The organism is Streptomyces sp. NPDC021562 (assembly GCF_040640875.1).
Classification (GTDB): Bacteria; Actinomycetota; Actinomycetes; order Streptomycetales; family Streptomycetaceae; genus Streptomyces.
In genome coordinates, this window is record NZ_JBFACN010000014.1 from 69,354 (window position 1) to 83,971 (window position 14,618).

Sequence of the window (14,618 nt, forward strand, 5' to 3'; positions counted from 1 at the left end):
GCACGCACGTCCACTTCAGGAAAGGTTGTCGAACATGTCGACGAAGGTCTCCGACTACATCCTCCAGCGACTGCGCGAGTGGGACGTGGACCACGTCTTCGCCTACCCCGGGGACGGCATCAACGGCCTGCTCGCGGCCTGGGGACGCGCGGAGAACAAGCCCCGGTTCATCCAGTCGCGGCACGAGGAGATGTCCGCCTTCGAGGCCTGCGGGTACGCGAAGTTCTCCGGCAAGGTCGGCGTCTGCGCCGCCACCTCGGGACCCGGCGCCATCCACCTCCTCAACGGCCTGTACGACGCCAAGCTGGACCATGTCCCGGTGGTGGCGATCGTCGGCCAGACCAACCGCAGCGCCATGGGCGGCTCCTACCAGCAGGAGATCGACCTGCTCAGCCTGTACAAGGACGTCGCCTCGGACTTCTGCGAGATGGTCACCGTCCCCGAGCAGCTCCCGAACGTCCTGGACCGGGCCATGCGCACGGCCATGGCGCGCCGCTCGGTGACCGCCCTGATCATCCCGGCCGACGTGCAGGAACTCGACTACTCGCCGCCCGAGCACGCCTTCAAGATGGTGCCGTCCAGCCTCGGCATGTCGCACTACGCGCCGGTCCCCGACGACGGCGACCTCCAGCGGGCCGCCGACGTGCTCAACTCCGGCGGCAAGACGGCCATCCTGATCGGGCAGGGCGCGCGCGGCGCCCGCACGGAGGTCAAGGAGGTCGCGGACCGGCTCGGGGCGGGGGTCGCGAAGGCGCTGCTCGGCAAGGACGCCCTCGACGACGACCTGCCCTACGTCACCGGCTCCATCGGGCTGCTCGGCACCCGGCCGTCGTACGAGATGATGCGTGACTGCGACACGCTGCTCGTCATCGGTTCGTCCTTCCCCTACACGCAGTTCCTGCCGGCCTTCGGGAACGCGCGGGCGGTGCAGATCGACATCGATCCGCACATGGTCGGGATGCGCTACCCCTTCGAGGTCAACCTCGTCGGGGACGCCGCCCGGACGCTGCGCAGGCTGCTGCCGCTGCTGGACCAGATGGAGGACCGGTCCTGGCGGGAGACGATCGAGAGCAACGTGCGGGACTGGTGGGAGGTGATGGACCGGCGGGCCGCCGTCTCGGCCGACCCCGTCAACCCCGAGTACGTCGCCCACGCCCTCGGCGAGCTGCTCCCGGACGACGTCATCCTCTCCTCCGACTCCGGTTCGGCCGCCAACTGGTACGCCCGGCACCTGAAGCTGGGCGGAGCGATGCGCGGCTCGCTGTCGGGGACGCTGGCGACGATGGGGCCGGGCGTGCCGTACGCGATCGGCGCCAAGTTCGCCCACGGCAACCGGCCGGCCATCGCCCTGGTCGGGGACGGGGCGATGCAGATGAACGGCATGGCCGAGCTGATCACCATCGCCAAGTACTGGCAGGACTGGGAGGACCCGCGGCTGATCGTCGCCGTCTTCAACAACCGGGACCTGAACCAGGTGACCTGGGAGATGCGGGCCATGGAGGGCGCACCGCAGTTCCTGCCCTCGCAGTCCCTCCCGGACGTCGGCTACGCCGACTTCGCCCGCTCGCTGGGCCTGACCGGCATGCGGATCGAGGAGCCGGGCGGGGTGCGGGGCGCGTGGGAGGCCGCGCTCGCCGCCGACCGGCCGTGCGTGCTGGACTTCGTGACCGACCCGGCCGTACCGCCGATCCCGCCGCACGCCACCCTCGACCAGATCGAGGCGGCGGCCGCCGCCGTCCTCAAGGGCGACAGCGACCGGGTCGCGATGGTCCGCCAGGGCTTCAAGGCCAAGGTGCAGGAGTTCCTGCCGCACCGGCACGAAGCGGGCCGGAGGTGAGCGACCTCCCTGCCGTCGAGCGGGTGGACACCTCGGTCTACACCGTGCCGACGGACGCTCCCGAGGCGGACGGGACGGCGGCCTGGGACAGCACCACGCTCGTCCTGGTCACCGTCCGCTGCGGGGACGTGACGGGGCTCGGGTACACCTACGCCCCGGCAGCGGCCGCGCGGGTCGTCGACGACCTGCTCACCGGGGTGGTCACCGGCCTGCCCTCCCTCGACGTGCCGCGTGCCAACGAGGCCATGCAGCGTACCGTGCGCAACGCCGGGCTGCCGGGGATCGCCGCCGAGGCGATCTCCGCGGTCGACATCGCGCTGTGGGACGCCAAGGCCCGGCTGCTCGGGCTCCCGCTGGTGGCGCTGCTGGGCGCCGCCCGTGACGACGTGCCGGTGTACGGCAGCGGCGGCTTCACCACGTACGACGCCGACCGGCAGGACCGGCAGCTGCGGGGCTGGGTGGACGGGGAGGGCATCCCCCGGGTCAAGATCAAGATCGGGGAGTCCTGGGGCAGCCACGAGACGCGCGACCTGACGCGGGTGGCCCGGGCCCGCGAGAGCATCGGCGACGCGGCCGAGCTGTACGTGGACGCCAACGGCGGCTACGGCGTGAAGCAGGCCGTGCGGGTGGCGGCGGCGCTGGACGGGGAGGGCGTGACCTGGTTCGAGGAGCCGGTCTCCTCCGACCGCCTCGACGCGCTCGCCGCCGTCCGCGGCCGGGTCATGGCCGACGTGACGGCCGGGGAGTACGGCTACACGCTGCCCTACTTCCGGCACATGCTCGCCGCCGGGGCCGTCGACTGCCTCCAGGCGGACGTCACCCGCTGCGGCGGGATCACCGTCTGGCTGCGGGTGGCGGCGCTGGCGCTGGGCCACGGCCTGGAGATCTCGGGGCACTGCGCACCCGCCGCCCACGCGCACGCGGCGGCCTCGGTGCCGAACCTGCGGCACCTGGAGTGGTTCCACGACCACGTCCGCATCGAGCGGCTCCTCTTCGACGGCGCACCGGACCCGCAGGGCGGCGCCCTGGTCCCGGGCCGGGACGGGTCCCCCGGCCTGGGCCTCACGCTCGACGCCGAACGGGCCCGCCCGTACCGCGTCGGCTGACGGAGGGAGCACACGAAGGCCCCCGCAAGCTCTCACGAACCGAAGGAAAGGACCATGTCGCAAGTCGTCGTCATCACCGGAGCAAGCGCCGGTATCGGCCGGGCCACGGCCCGGCTCTTCGCCGAGCGCGGTGCGCGCATCGCGCTCGTGGCCCGGGGTGAGGCCGGGCTGGAGGCGACCGCCGAGGAGGTCACCGAACGCGGCGGCCGCCCGCTGATCCAACGGGCCGACACCGCGGACCCCGCCCAGCTGGAGGCCGTCGCCGACGCCACGGAACGGCTCCTCGGCCCCATCGACGTCTGGATCAACTGCGCCTTCACCAGTGTGTTCGCGCCCTTCACCGAGATCACCCCGCAGGAGTACCGGCGGGTGACAGAGGTGACGTACCTCGGGTTCGTCAACGGCACCCGGACCGCCCTCGGCCGGATGCTCCCGCGGAACCGGGGGACGATCGTGCAGGTCGGCTCGGCGCTCGGCGAGCGGGCGATCCCGCTCCAGTCGGCCTACTGCGCGGCCAAGCACGCCATCAACGGCTTCACCTCGTCGGTCCGCGTGGAACTGCTGCACCAGGGCAGCGACGTGCACATCACGGTCGCCCAGATGCCGGCCGTCAACACCCCGCAGTTCTCGTGGGTGCGCACCCGCCTCCCCCGCCACGCGCAGCCGGTGCCGCCGATCTACCAGCCCGAGGTGGCCGCCCGCGGTGTCCTGTACGCCGCCGACCACCCGGAACGCAAGCAGCGCTACATCGGGGCCACGACCGCGGCGACCGTCTGGGCCAACCGGCTGGCGCCGGCCCTGCTCGACCGCTACCTGGCGCGGACCGGCTTCGACTCCCAGCAGACGGGCGCGCCCGCGCCGGCCGGTTCCGGCAACCTCTACGCGCCGGCCGACGCCGCTCCGGGCACCGATCACGGCGCTCACGGCGCGTTCGACGAGCAGTCCCACCCGCGCTCCGTGCAGGCCGCCCTGGCCCGGCATCCCGCGGCGACGGCCGTGACCACGGCGGCGCTGACCGCGGCGGCGGTGGGCGGCATCCGGCGGCTGCTGGGCGACGGGAGCGCGTAGCGGGCGGCCCGGTGTTCCGGTGCGGTTTCCGGCGGGTTTCGGGCAGCACCGAGGGACGGAACGATGGTCAAGACTTGACCCTGAGCGCTTGTGACGTGGTGCGGCGCGACGGATCATTGGCCGAATCCCGCCCCTCCTCCGAGCACGCTGGAGCCCCCGGTGACCGCTGGCCCTCTCGCTCCCGACCCGGTCGACACCACGGCCGCGGCCCAGGCGGAACGGCGGAAGCTGCGCAAGCACTTCGGCCGCTTCGACATCCTGTTCTTCCTGCTGTGCACGATCGTCGGCGTGGACACCATCGGCGCCGTGGCCGCCCGCGGTGCCGAGGCGTTCACCTGGCTGATCGTGCTGGCCGTGGTGTTCTTCGTGCCGTCGGCGCTGCTGATCGCCGAGCTCGGAGCCGCCTTCCCCGACGAGGGCGGCCCCTACATCTGGACCAGCCGGGCCTTCGGACGACTCGCCGGGGCGGTCAACAACTTCCTGTACTGGATCACCAACCCGGTGTGGCTGGGCGGCACCCTCGCCGTCTCCGCCGTCACCGCGTACACCACCTTCTTCAACGGCGGGAAGGACCTGAGTGCCCCGGCCTTCTACGCCTTCACGCTAGTCTTCGTCTGGGTGGGCGTGCTCGCCGCGATCCTGTCCTTCGACATCGGCAAGTGGATCCCCACCATCGGCGCCTGGAGCCGGTTCCTGCTGCTGGGCCTGTTCACGGTGACGGTCGTGGTGTACGGCGTGCGGCACGGCCTGCACGGCTTCGGGATGGGCGACTTCTCGCCGAGCTACGCGGGCTTCGTCGCCCTGGTGCCGGTGCTGATGTTCAACTACGTCGGTTTCGAGCTGCCCAACACGGCCGGTGACGAGATGACGGACCCGCAGAAGGACGTCCCCTACGGGATCTTCCGCAGCGCCGTCCTGTCGGTGCTGCTGTACGCGCTGCCGATCCTGGGCATCCTGCTCGTCCTGCCGGTCAAGGCCATCACCGGTCTCGGCGGGTTCGTCGACGCCCTCCGCCAGGTCTTCACGGTGTACGGCGGCCATGTCGCCGCCGACGGCACCGCCACGCTCAGCGGAGCGGGCTCCGTGCTCGGCGACCTGGCCGCGATCATGTTCATCCTCACCGTGCTGTCCTCCGGCGTCACCTGGATCATGGGCTCCGACCGCGCCCTGGCCGTCTCCGGCTACGACGGCGCGGCCCCCCGCTTCCTCGGCGTCATCTCCAGCCGGTTCGGCACCCCCGTCCGGGTCAACGTCCTCAGCGGGCTCGTCTCCACCGCGGTCCTGGTCCTGGCGCACGAGCTGACCAACGGCAGCGCGGCCAAGCTCTTCGGCGCCGTGCTCGGACTCGCGGTGTCCACCACCCTCGTCAGCTACCTGGGCATCTTCCCGGCGCTGCCGGTGCTGCGCCGGAAGTACCCGGACACGCCGCGGCCGTACCGCAGCCCGCTCCCCCGGCTCGTCAGCGCGGTCCTCACCCTGCTCATCCTGTTCGCGAGCGTACAGCTGGTCGCGCCGGGGCTCGGCGACCACTGGTTCGGCGCCGGCTACGCACCGGACGGCTGGAGCCACGCCGAACGCTGGCAGTACCTGCTGACGGAGCTGGTTCCACTGATCGGGTTCATGCTGCTCGGAGTGGTGTTCTGGGCGTCGGGCAGGCCCACCCGGCAGGCGGCGGGAGACCGCTGACCCGGGGCCTGCCCCGCGGCCGGGCCGGGGCGCCACCCGAAGATCATTGCGCGTACGCTCGTGCACATGGTCCAGCATCGAATGATCGACGTGAACGGGATCCGGCTGCACATCGCCGAGCAGGGTTCCGGCCCGCTGGTCGTGCTCCTGCACGGCTTCCCCGAGTCCTGGCACTCCTGGCAGCACCAGTTCGGCCCGCTGGCCGCGGCCGGGTTCCGGGTGGTCGCCCCCGACCAGCGCGGGTACGGCGCCAGCGACCACCCCGAGGACGTCGCGGCGTACAGCATCTTCCACCTGGTGGGCGACGTCGTCGGGCTGATCCGGGAGCTGGGCGAGGAGCGGGCGTTCGTGGTCGGGCACGACTGGGGCGCGCCGGTGGCCTGGCACACCGCGCTGCTGCGGCCGGACCTGGTGCGCGGGGTGGCCGGGCTGAGCGTGCCGCCGCCGTTCCGGGGTGAGCGGCCGCCGCTGCGGGCCATGGACGAGATGTTCGACGGCCGCTTCTACTGGAACTACTTCGAACGGCCGGGTGTCGCGGACGCCGAGTTCGGCCGCGACCCGCGCACCACGCTGCGGAAGTTCTTCACCATGGGGGCCGGTGACGCCCACGGCGGTGAGGTCCGGCAACCGCTCGTCGATCCCGAGCGCGGCTGGCTGGCGGACCTGCCCGACCCCGAGACGCTGCCCGACTGGTTCACCGAGGCCGACCTCGACGCGCTCACCGAGAGCTTCTCGCGGGGCTTCACCGGCGCCCTGAACTGGTACCGCAACCTGGACCGCAACTGGGAACTGACCGCCCCCTGGCAGGGCGCCGCCGTCACCCCGCCCGCGCTGTACGTCTACGGGGACCGTGACATCGTCCCGGCGTTCCCCGGCACGCCCGAACTCATCGCCCGCCTGCCGCAGTTGATGCCGAACCTGGTGCGCGAGCCGCTGCGGCTCGCGGGCTGCGGGCACTGGACCCAGCAGGAGCGCCCGGACGAGGTGAACGCGGCGCTCCTGGAGTTCCTGAAGTCCCTTTCCTGAGGCCGCGGTTCGGGGCGGGCGGCGGGGTGGTCCGCGATTGCCTCTACGATCACCGGGTGAGCGCGTGGGACAAGACCCTGACCGCCGCCGGCATCACGGAACCGCGGCTGCGCCGGGACTTCGGCGCCCAGCGGCGGACGGTGCGGCGGTACCGGCGCAGTGCCTACCTGGCCTGCCGGGTGCTGCTGCCGCCCGCCGTCCTGCCGCATGTGATCGCCGCGACGGCCGTGATGCACCACGGGGACGTCCTCCTGGACTCCGGCCCGAAGCCGGGGCGGGCCGCCGCCTGGGCCGCCTGGGAGGAGCGGGTGCGCACCGCGCTGGAAACGGGGGTCAGTGACGATCCGCTGATCCGCACCCTGCTGCACACCGTCTCCGTGTTCCCACGGCACCGGGAGACGGTGGAGACGTATCTGACCACGGCGGCCGCCGAGTTGGCGTTCGACGGCTTCGCGACGGAGGCCGACTACCAGGCCTACGTGGACGCCTACTCCCTTCCCGCCTTCCTGCCGATCGCCGGTCTGCTGGGACCGGAAAGCGACCCCGACGGGAAGTACCGGGTGGGGTGCCGCACGCTCATCGACGGCAGCCAGCGGCTGGACTTCGTCAACGACCTGGCCGAGGACCTGCGAGAAGGGCATCCGGGCATCCCGGAGGAGACGCTGAAGCGGTTCTCGGTCACGGTGGCGGACCTGGCGGCGGGCCGGGTCTCCGCAGGTCTGCGCTCCCTCGTGGAGCAGGAGGTGGCGAGAGCCCGCGCCGATCTCCGGTCGGGCCGGGAGGTGCTGGCGCTGATGCCGGCACCCCACCGGCCGATGGTGCGGGCCCTCATCGAGATCGAGCTGATGACGGCGGAGGCCGTCCTGGCCCGCGGCACCGGGGTGCTGCGCGGTTCCGCGTCGCCGTCCACGGCGGGCACGCTCCGGCTGCTGCTCGGCGCCCGCCGCGAGGCGGTGCGGGCTCAGCGGTAGCAGGTGGTGACACCCGGCCGCCAGCGGCAGGCGAGGGCGGCGAAACCGCCGTTCGCCACCACGTCGACGGTCAGCTCCTGCCCGCCGCGCAGGACTCGCCGGTCCTGCACGAGCCCGTCCGCGCCGTCCCTGACCGTCTGCAGCAGCCAGCGGCCGGCTCCGAGCGTCAGCGGCACCTCGGCCGTGTGCGCGGCGCCCGCGTACACCCCGCCCAGGAACCAGCGGTCCCCGCTGCGGCGGGCGAGCACTGCCTCCTGTCCCGGGCTGCCGGCCAGCAGCCGGGTGTCGTCCCAGGCGGCGGGCTCCTGGTCCAGGAAGTCCCGGGCGAGCGGGCGCTGGTCGTACGAGTCGGGGGTGCCCGCGAACATCTGGAGCCCGGACTCGTAGGCGACGGTGAGCCCGAGCTCGGCGGCGTCGGAGTCCGGGCGCAGGCCGACCCGCTGGAAACCGCCGGGGGTGAAGTCCATGGAGCCGATCACGTTGCGGGTGAAGGGCAGGGTGGTGAGGTGGACGGCGGTGTTGGTGCGCTTCTCCTCGCCGCCGACGGCCTCCATGGTCATCACCTGGGGCCAGGTGCGCTGGATGCCCTTGGGGAGGGTGGCGCCGTGGAAGTCGACCATCAGGTGGTGGGCGGCGGTCTCCGCGAGGACGGCGTCGTACCACTGGAACATGGACTGCGCCTCGGAGTTCATGAAGTCGATCTTGACGCCCTTGACGCCCCAGCGTTCCAGTGTCGGCAGCCACTGGGCGCGCTCCTCGGGGGTGTCGAGGTCGCGCTGGTGGATCCAGACGATGATCCCGACGCCCCTGGCACGTGCGTAGTCGACGAGTTGCGGCATCCAGCTGTCGGCCGCCCAGTCGGGGTCGGTGACGTCCCACTCGTCCTTCTTGAAGTACCAGCCGGAGTCCACGGCCTCGTACGGCCAGTGGTGCGCGGCGGCGTAGTCGACGTACGCCTTCTGCGCGTCGAGGCTCTGGCCCGCCGTGCGGCCGCCGGCCAGCCAGGTCCACAGCACGGTGCCGGGGCGGATCCAGGAGGGGTCGCGGACCTTGGAGGCGGCGGCGAGGTCGTCGGTGAAGGTGGACCGGGTGACGGTGGCGAGACCGCCGGTGATCATCGCCCGCCAGGGGGTGGTGAGGGCGCCGTCGGTGTGGACGCGGTCGTCGGCGAGCCGGACCCGGTAGGTACCGGTGCCCTGGGTGTGCGCGAGCCGGGCGCCGGAGTAGCTGCCGGTGAGGTCGGACTCGGCGAGCAGGGTGTAGCCGCCCGGCGTGGCGAAGAGGGCCTGGTCGGAGTAGGCGCCGGTAGGGGCGGTCGCGGCGGTGTACGGGCTGAACTGGCCCTCGTTGTCGACCCGGTAGGTGCTGAGCCAGGCGCCCGCGTCCGGGGGCAGGTCGAAGGCGGAGGTCTCACCGAGGACGTCGCCGTACCCGGTGGGCAGGACGTACCGGTAGGCGACGCCGTCGGCGGAGGCGCGGACGACGAGGTCGAGGCGGGCCCCGGCGGCGGTGGCGAAGGACAGCCGGGTCTCGTCCATGTGCACCCTGCGGTCCAGGCGCTTGCCGGACTTCGCCCGGTAGTGCTCGTCGACCGTGCGGTCCGTACGGTGCAGGAACCGCAGCCCCTGGGACAGGTCGGCCTGTTCGGTGACGATGCCGACGGGTGACGGCTCGATGACGGTACGGCCGTCCCGGGTGACGGTGAGGCTGAGGGTGCCGGTGGTGTCGTCGAGGGCTATCCGGGCGCGGGGTGCGTGGGCCGACTCGGTCACGGTCCAGGCGTGGGGGCGCTGTCCGGCCCGGGCGGCGGGCGCGGTGGTGAGCAGGGCGGTCGCGAGACCGGCGCAGAGCGTGGCGACCACGGTCCTTCTGCCGGGGACGACGCGAATGACGGGACCAGCCATGGGGGAACCCCTGTCTTCTGTCTTCCGGTGGGTGGTTACGGCAGTCCCCACGCCGCGCCCGGTTCGCTGACGGCGACGGGGGCGATGACGAGATCGGGGCGGGCGCCGGAGTACACGAGGACCTCGCGGCCGCGGGGCAGGTCGACGGCGAGGGTGCCGTCACCGAGGTCGTGGGTGCGGGCCGGTGTGCCGTCGTCGAGGAGGGCGGTGAGGGGGCCGGTCAGGCCGTGGCGGAGCCTGAGGGGTTCACCCGCCAGGCTGCGGACCCGGACGAACCGCGTCTCCCCCGCCTTCCGCACGGCGCTGACCAGGAAGGCGCCCTGGGTGCGGAAGTTGTGCAGGGTGAGGTCCGCCCAGGCGGTCGGCACGGCCGGGAAGACCCGGATGGTCCCGCCCCAGCTCTGGCAGAACATGTCGTGCAGGGACTGCGAGGCGGACAGCGGGGTCTCGATGACCGGACCGGCCTCGGTGTAGTGGGTGTTGGCGCGGCACGGGTAGCGGGTGGTGGGGTCGAAGAACCTGCGGAGATAGCCGATCGCGGTGTCGCCGTCGCCGGTCATGGCGTACATGGAGGCCGCACCCGTGTAGCTGTAGCCCCGGTGGGCACCGGTCAGCGCGTGCCAGCGGGCCACCGACCTCGTGATCAGGTCGCGGTTCTCGGGCTGGTCCCAGTTGACGAGGTACAGCGGGTAGACCATCAGCAGGTGGGAGTAGTGCCGGTGGGACTGCGCGTACGGGGTGTCGGCGCCGATCATGAAGCCGTTCTCGTCGACCGGGTACGGCGTGAGCTTGGCCAGCACCTCCCGCCAGCGGGGAGCCAGCTCGTCGTCGAGGCCGAGGAGTTCCGCGGATTCGAGGAGGGTCCGGCAGCCCCAGCGGATCAGGGCCAGGTCGTAGTTGGTGTCCTGCGGCGGGACGACCGGGTACTCGGGCGAGAGCGTGCTCGGGAGGTGCAGCCGGCCGTCGCTGCCCGGGGTGAGGAAGTGGAGGTAGTAGGAGATCGTGCGGCGCAGCACCGGGTAGATCGTGTCGCGCAGCAGGGACGTGTCCATGGAGTGGCGGTAGGACAGCCAGACGTTGTGCAGGGCCCAGGTCAGGTCGCCGGTCTCGGCGCCGGTGCCGGGCTCGCCCACCTCGCGGGTCGCGAACATGTCGGAGCTGCGGCCGATGCCGGCGCTGTCCGTGCGGTAGGGGGCGGGCACGTTGGCGGTGAGCTGTTCCTGGTTCTGGCGCAGGGTGGTGGCGAGGGCGTCGAGTTCCGGGTGGTTGAAGGCGTGGATCAGCCAGTACTCGAGCTGGACGTTGAGGTTCCACCAGACGGCGGGCCACGGGGTGGGCTCCAGCCAGGGTCCGGAGGTGGCCATCACGGGTCCGCCGGCGCGGCTGGCGCAGGCGACCTTGTAGAGCTGGATCCAGTGGAAGCTCTGCAGCCGCTGGTCCGGGAACGACACGAAGCTCTTCCGGTAGAAGGCGTGCCACCAGCGGGTGTGCCGGCCCCGCAGGTCGGCGTACGACCGGGCGCGGCGCAGGTTGCGCCGGGAGTCGGCCTCGGCCGCGGTGTCCGAGGGGAAGCTGTGGCCGACGCTGAGCAGCAGTTCGTCGCCGCTGCGGCGGTAGGAGGTGGCCGTCTGTCCGCCGCCGGTGAGCGGCTGGAGTACCTGTTCGGTGCCGTCGGCCGTGGTCCGCGTGGACCAGGGCGGGTTGGCGGTGTAGCCGGCCGGCGGCGCCTCCTGGATCCTGCGGGGGCTGACGGCCTCCTCGGGATGGAAGGTCCAGGTGGCCCGTTCGCCGCCGTGGGCCGTGGCGCGGACGGCGAGGACCTCGCCGTGGATGAGCGCGGCGAGGGTGAGGGTGCCGGCGGTGGTGGTGACGGTGCCGGTGAGTTCGGCGTTCCACAGGCTGAGCCGCCAGTCGACGGCCGTGATGGTGCCGACGGGTTCGAGGGTGAGGTGGCCGACCGGGAGGCGGGCGGTGCCCCAGCCGCTGCCGAACTGCGGCCGGTGGTCCTGGACCCGGCCGTGCTGCACGGTGAAGCGGATCTGGTCGGCGCCCGGTTCCTGGTAGATCATGCTCCCGAGCAGCCCGTCGCCGAGGAACGGCGCCTCGTACCAGAGGGTGGGCAGTCTGCTCCACAGCAGGTCCTGGCCGCGCAGGAACCGGTCCCAGGCCTCGTCGGTGGTCATGGTGTCGCGGAGCTTCCAGGGGTGCCCGGCCCGCGCGTCGGCCGGTTCCGCCGGGGCCGCGTGGGCGGGGCCGCCGGGCAGGGCCGCGGCCGCCGCTCCCCCGAGGGCGGTGCCGAGCACGGCTCTGCGGGGCACCGGTGAACGTGTCTCCGGCTGTGAGGTCATCATCGTCCTCCGAGCTGACGGATCCTTGATACATCGGGTGTATCCGCGAACCTAGGGACGCGATGCACACCTGTCAACAAGCCCAACAGTCGGCCTGTCTCCAGTACTTGTCCTCCTCATGCCGACTTGAGCTGCGGGTTCACAACAGTGACTTCTGCTCGCCCCCTTGACTCATCGGATGTATTGAGGTTGCCTGCGTTCGCGCGCCGCGGGCGGCGACGTCAAGCTGCTCGGCTCGACCAAGAAGCAGGTGCCGGTCTTCGAGCGCCGGGTGCTGCCCGGTGCCTCCGGTGACGTGGTCGACTCCTTCCGCCGGACCGACACCATCGACTTCGCCCGCACCAACCGCCGTACCCAGTGGGTGCGCTGGGACGACACCGGCACGCCGGTCGGCACGGGCAGCCGGCACTACGACACGGCGGGCACCGGCTGGCGGGACACCGACGGCCGGGGCCGCACGGTGCGCGAGTACCGCGACGGGCTGCAGAAGTTCAACGGCCGGACCGGCCACACCCTGGGCGTCGACGACGGCGACGGGGCCTGGACCTGGCACCGCTACGACGGCGACGGCACGGTGATCGCCTCGGGCCCGCGGACCCGGGAGCGCATGAGCAGCGGCTGGACCGACCGCACCGCGGACGGCCGGATCGCCCAGCGGCAGTGGGGCATGGCCGAATCGCCCGAACGGGCCGGCCAGTACCAGGAGCACGCCATGGACCCGGCCGACGGCTCCCTCCGCGCCACCTGGGAGCGGCACTCCCCGCACGGCAAGGAGGTCGGCAGGCGCGAGCCCCTCGCCGACGGCTTCCTGACCACCGACCGCTGGCGCGAGCAGCGCCCGCCCCCCTGGGTCCGTACCCGCTGGCTCGCGGGCGCGGACCACACCCGGCCGCCGTACGCCCATGTCCGGGGCGACGACACCTACCAGTTGTTCACCTGGACCAAGGAGGCCGGCGACGGCACCACCACCTCCGGAGTGCGCTACGTCGGGATGGACGGCAGCGCCCAGGAGACCGCCCGGCTGAGCGCCTCGGGCTGCTCGGTGGCCGACGCGGGCGCCAACGGACTGCTGGTGACGGGCTCGGGCGAGGCGCTGCTGGCCGACTGCCGGATCGACCGCAGCGCGTTCAGCGCGGTCCATCTGGCCGGTACGGCCGTCGGACGGCTCGCGGACTGCCGGGTCCGCGGCGGCTCGGAGCACGGTGTGCACGCCACCGGCGAGGCGCGGGTCGAACTGACCGACTGCGGGATCACCGACGTCGCCATGACCGGGGTCAGCGTCCTGGAACGCGCGGTGGCCACGCTCTCGGGCTGCCGGGTCGCCGGGGCGGCCGCCGGGATCGGTATCGGCTCGGCCGCCAAAAGCACGGTCGCCGACTCGACGGTGACCGGTACGAACGAGATCGGGGTGCAGATCGCCAAGGGCGCCGCCGCCTCCCTGACCGGGATCCGGATCCGTCCACCGTCGCCTCGGCGCCCTCGTCGACCACGAGACCGGCCGCGCCCGCGAGGACTGCGTCGACCGGCCGGGCAAGAACGGCGTGTTCCTGGCGGAGGGCGCGGGCGGCACGTTCACCGCGCTCGACGTGACCCGCGCCGGGTTTCCCGCCCTGCACGTCGCCAAGGGTGCCGACCCGGTCTTCCGGCACTGCCGCGTCCGGGACTGCGCGCAGGCGCTGGGCACCGACGACGGCGCCAGGCCGGTCCTGGAGGACTGCACGGCCGACGGCACGCCGCTGGTCTTCGGCGCCCCGGCCGGGGCCCCGGCCGACCGGTCCGCCGGGGGGCACCGCGTCCGGCGCGTCCGGCGCGGACACGGAGGAGCCGGAGGAGGAGAACCTGGAGGACCTGCTCGGCGAACTCCACGAACTGGTCGGCCTGGACCGCGTCAAGCAGGACGTCAGCTCCCTGGTCAAGCTGATGCAGACGGTCCGCCGCCGTGAGGAGGCCGGACTGCCCGCCCCGCCGCTCAGCCGCCACCTGGTCTTCGCCGGCAACCCCGGTACCGGCAAGACCACGGTCGCCCGCCTGTACGGCCGCCTGCTCAAGGCCCTCGGACTGCTGCGCCGGGGCCATCTGGTCGAGGTGGACCGGACCGCGCTGGTCGGCGAGTACGTCGGCCACACCGGCCCGAAGACCACCGCGGCCTTCACCCGTGCGCTCTGGGGCGTGCTCTTCATCGACGAGGCCTACTCGCTGGCCCCGGCGCTGGCGGGCAACGACTTCGGCACCGGGGCGGTGGCGACGCTGGTGAAGCTCATGGAGGACCACCGCGACGACGTGGTGGTGATCGCCGCCGGCTACCCCGGTGACATGCACCGCTTCATCGGTTCCAACCCCGGCCTCGCCTCCCGTTTCGGCCGCACCCTGCTCTTCGAGGACTACGAGCCGGTCGAGCTGGTGTCGATCGTGGAGTACCAGGCCGGGCAGCACCGCTACGAGCTCACGCCCACCGCCCGCGCGGAACTCCTCGCGCTCTTCGAGTCCATGCCCAAGGGCGAGGGGTTCGGCAACGGCCGCTCGGCCCGCCAGGTCTTCCAGGAGATGACCGAGCGCCAGGCCCAGCGGGTCGCCGAGCTCACCGCGCCGACCGCGGACCAGTTGATCAGCCTGGAGGCCCACGACCTGCCCCAGCCGGCAGCCCGCTGACGGCCGGGCGCTGACGGCTCGGG

General features: G+C 72.6%; 10 protein-coding genes. 8 read left to right on the plus strand and 2 right to left on the minus strand.

The window, feature by feature from the left end; genetic code table 11:
• Window positions 1–34 precede the first annotated feature (34 nt).
• The 6 genes from AB0G52_RS22610 to AB0G52_RS22635 all read left to right on the plus strand — a co-directional run bounded on the left by AB0G52_RS22610 (window position 35) and on the right by AB0G52_RS22635 (window position 7,694).
• Window positions 35–1,837: a thiamine pyrophosphate-requiring protein gene (locus tag AB0G52_RS22610; protein WP_132890762.1), complete on the plus strand. Its 1,803-nt coding sequence runs from the start codon at window positions 35–37 to the stop codon at window positions 1,835–1,837.
• Window positions 1,834–2,943, plus strand: a complete 1,110-nt coding sequence (locus AB0G52_RS22615) for an enolase C-terminal domain-like protein (RefSeq protein ID WP_361338152.1) — start codon at window positions 1,834–1,836, stop codon at window positions 2,941–2,943. The genes AB0G52_RS22610 and AB0G52_RS22615 overlap by 4 nt, the downstream gene beginning before the upstream one ends.
• 54 nt (window positions 2,944–2,997) lie before the next feature.
• On the plus strand, window positions 2,998–4,011 hold the full coding sequence (locus AB0G52_RS22620; protein ID WP_132890760.1) for an SDR family oxidoreductase: 1,014 nt from the start codon (window positions 2,998–3,000) through the stop codon (window positions 4,009–4,011).
• Between the two features lie 159 nt (window positions 4,012–4,170).
• The gene (locus tag AB0G52_RS22625; RefSeq protein ID WP_132890759.1) at window positions 4,171–5,697 is read left to right on the plus strand and encodes an APC family permease; all 1,527 of its coding nucleotides are present in this window, start codon (window positions 4,171–4,173) and stop codon (window positions 5,695–5,697) included.
• Between the two features lie 66 nt (window positions 5,698–5,763).
• Window positions 5,764–6,723, plus strand: coding sequence for an alpha/beta hydrolase (locus AB0G52_RS22630; RefSeq protein ID WP_132890758.1), 960 nt, complete (start codon window positions 5,764–5,766; stop codon window positions 6,721–6,723).
• A 56-nt stretch (window positions 6,724–6,779) separates the two neighbouring features.
• Entirely contained in the window at window positions 6,780–7,694 is a 915-nt protein-coding gene (locus AB0G52_RS22635; RefSeq protein ID WP_132890757.1) for a squalene/phytoene synthase family protein, read from the plus strand.
• Here the strand turns inward: AB0G52_RS22635 and AB0G52_RS22640 are convergent.
• Window positions 7,685–9,598, minus strand: coding sequence for a glycoside hydrolase family 97 protein (locus tag AB0G52_RS22640; RefSeq protein WP_207921819.1), 1,914 nt, complete (start codon window positions 9,596–9,598; stop codon window positions 7,685–7,687). The genes AB0G52_RS22635 and AB0G52_RS22640 overlap by 10 nt on opposite strands.
• 35 nt (window positions 9,599–9,633) lie before the next feature.
• A complete protein-coding gene (locus tag AB0G52_RS22645; protein ID WP_207921823.1) occupies window positions 9,634–11,946 on the minus strand; it encodes a Tat pathway signal sequence domain protein in 2,313 nt (770 codons plus the stop codon).
• A 250-nt stretch (window positions 11,947–12,196) separates the two neighbouring features.
• On the opposite strand from AB0G52_RS22645, the gene AB0G52_RS22650 reads away from it, so the two are divergent.
• A complete protein-coding gene (locus AB0G52_RS22650) occupies window positions 12,197–13,867 on the plus strand; it encodes a right-handed parallel beta-helix repeat-containing protein (RefSeq protein WP_361338155.1) in 1,671 nt (556 codons plus the stop codon).
• Window positions 13,867–14,595 carry an AAA family ATPase gene (locus tag AB0G52_RS22655; protein ID WP_361338157.1) on the plus strand — a complete coding sequence of 243 codons (729 nt, stop codon included), beginning with the start codon at window positions 13,867–13,869 and terminating at the stop codon, window positions 14,593–14,595. Before AB0G52_RS22650 ends, AB0G52_RS22655 begins: the two co-directional genes overlap by 1 nt.
• The last annotated feature ends 23 nt before the right edge of the window (window positions 14,596–14,618 follow it).

What these genes read in the sequence shown, in the direction of transcription:
- AB0G52_RS22610 (WP_132890762.1), top strand. Translation starts at nt 35, where the DNA reads ATGTCGACGAAGGTCTCCGACTACATCCTCCAGCGACTGCGCGAGTGG.
- AB0G52_RS22620 (WP_132890760.1), top strand. Translation starts at nt 2,998, where the DNA reads ATGTCGCAAGTCGTCGTCATCACCGGAGCAAGCGCCGGTATCGGCCGG.
- AB0G52_RS22630 (WP_132890758.1), top strand. Translation starts at nt 5,764, where the DNA reads ATGGTCCAGCATCGAATGATCGACGTGAACGGGATCCGGCTGCACATC.
- AB0G52_RS22640 (WP_207921819.1), bottom strand. Translation starts at nt 9,598, where the DNA reads ATGGCTGGTCCCGTCATTCGCGTCGTCCCCGGCAGAAGGACCGTGGTC.
- AB0G52_RS22645 (WP_207921823.1), bottom strand. Translation starts at nt 11,946, where the DNA reads ATGACCTCACAGCCGGAGACACGTTCACCGGTGCCCCGCAGAGCCGTG.
- AB0G52_RS22655 (WP_361338157.1), top strand. Translation starts at nt 13,867, where the DNA reads ATGCAGACGGTCCGCCGCCGTGAGGAGGCCGGACTGCCCGCCCCGCCG.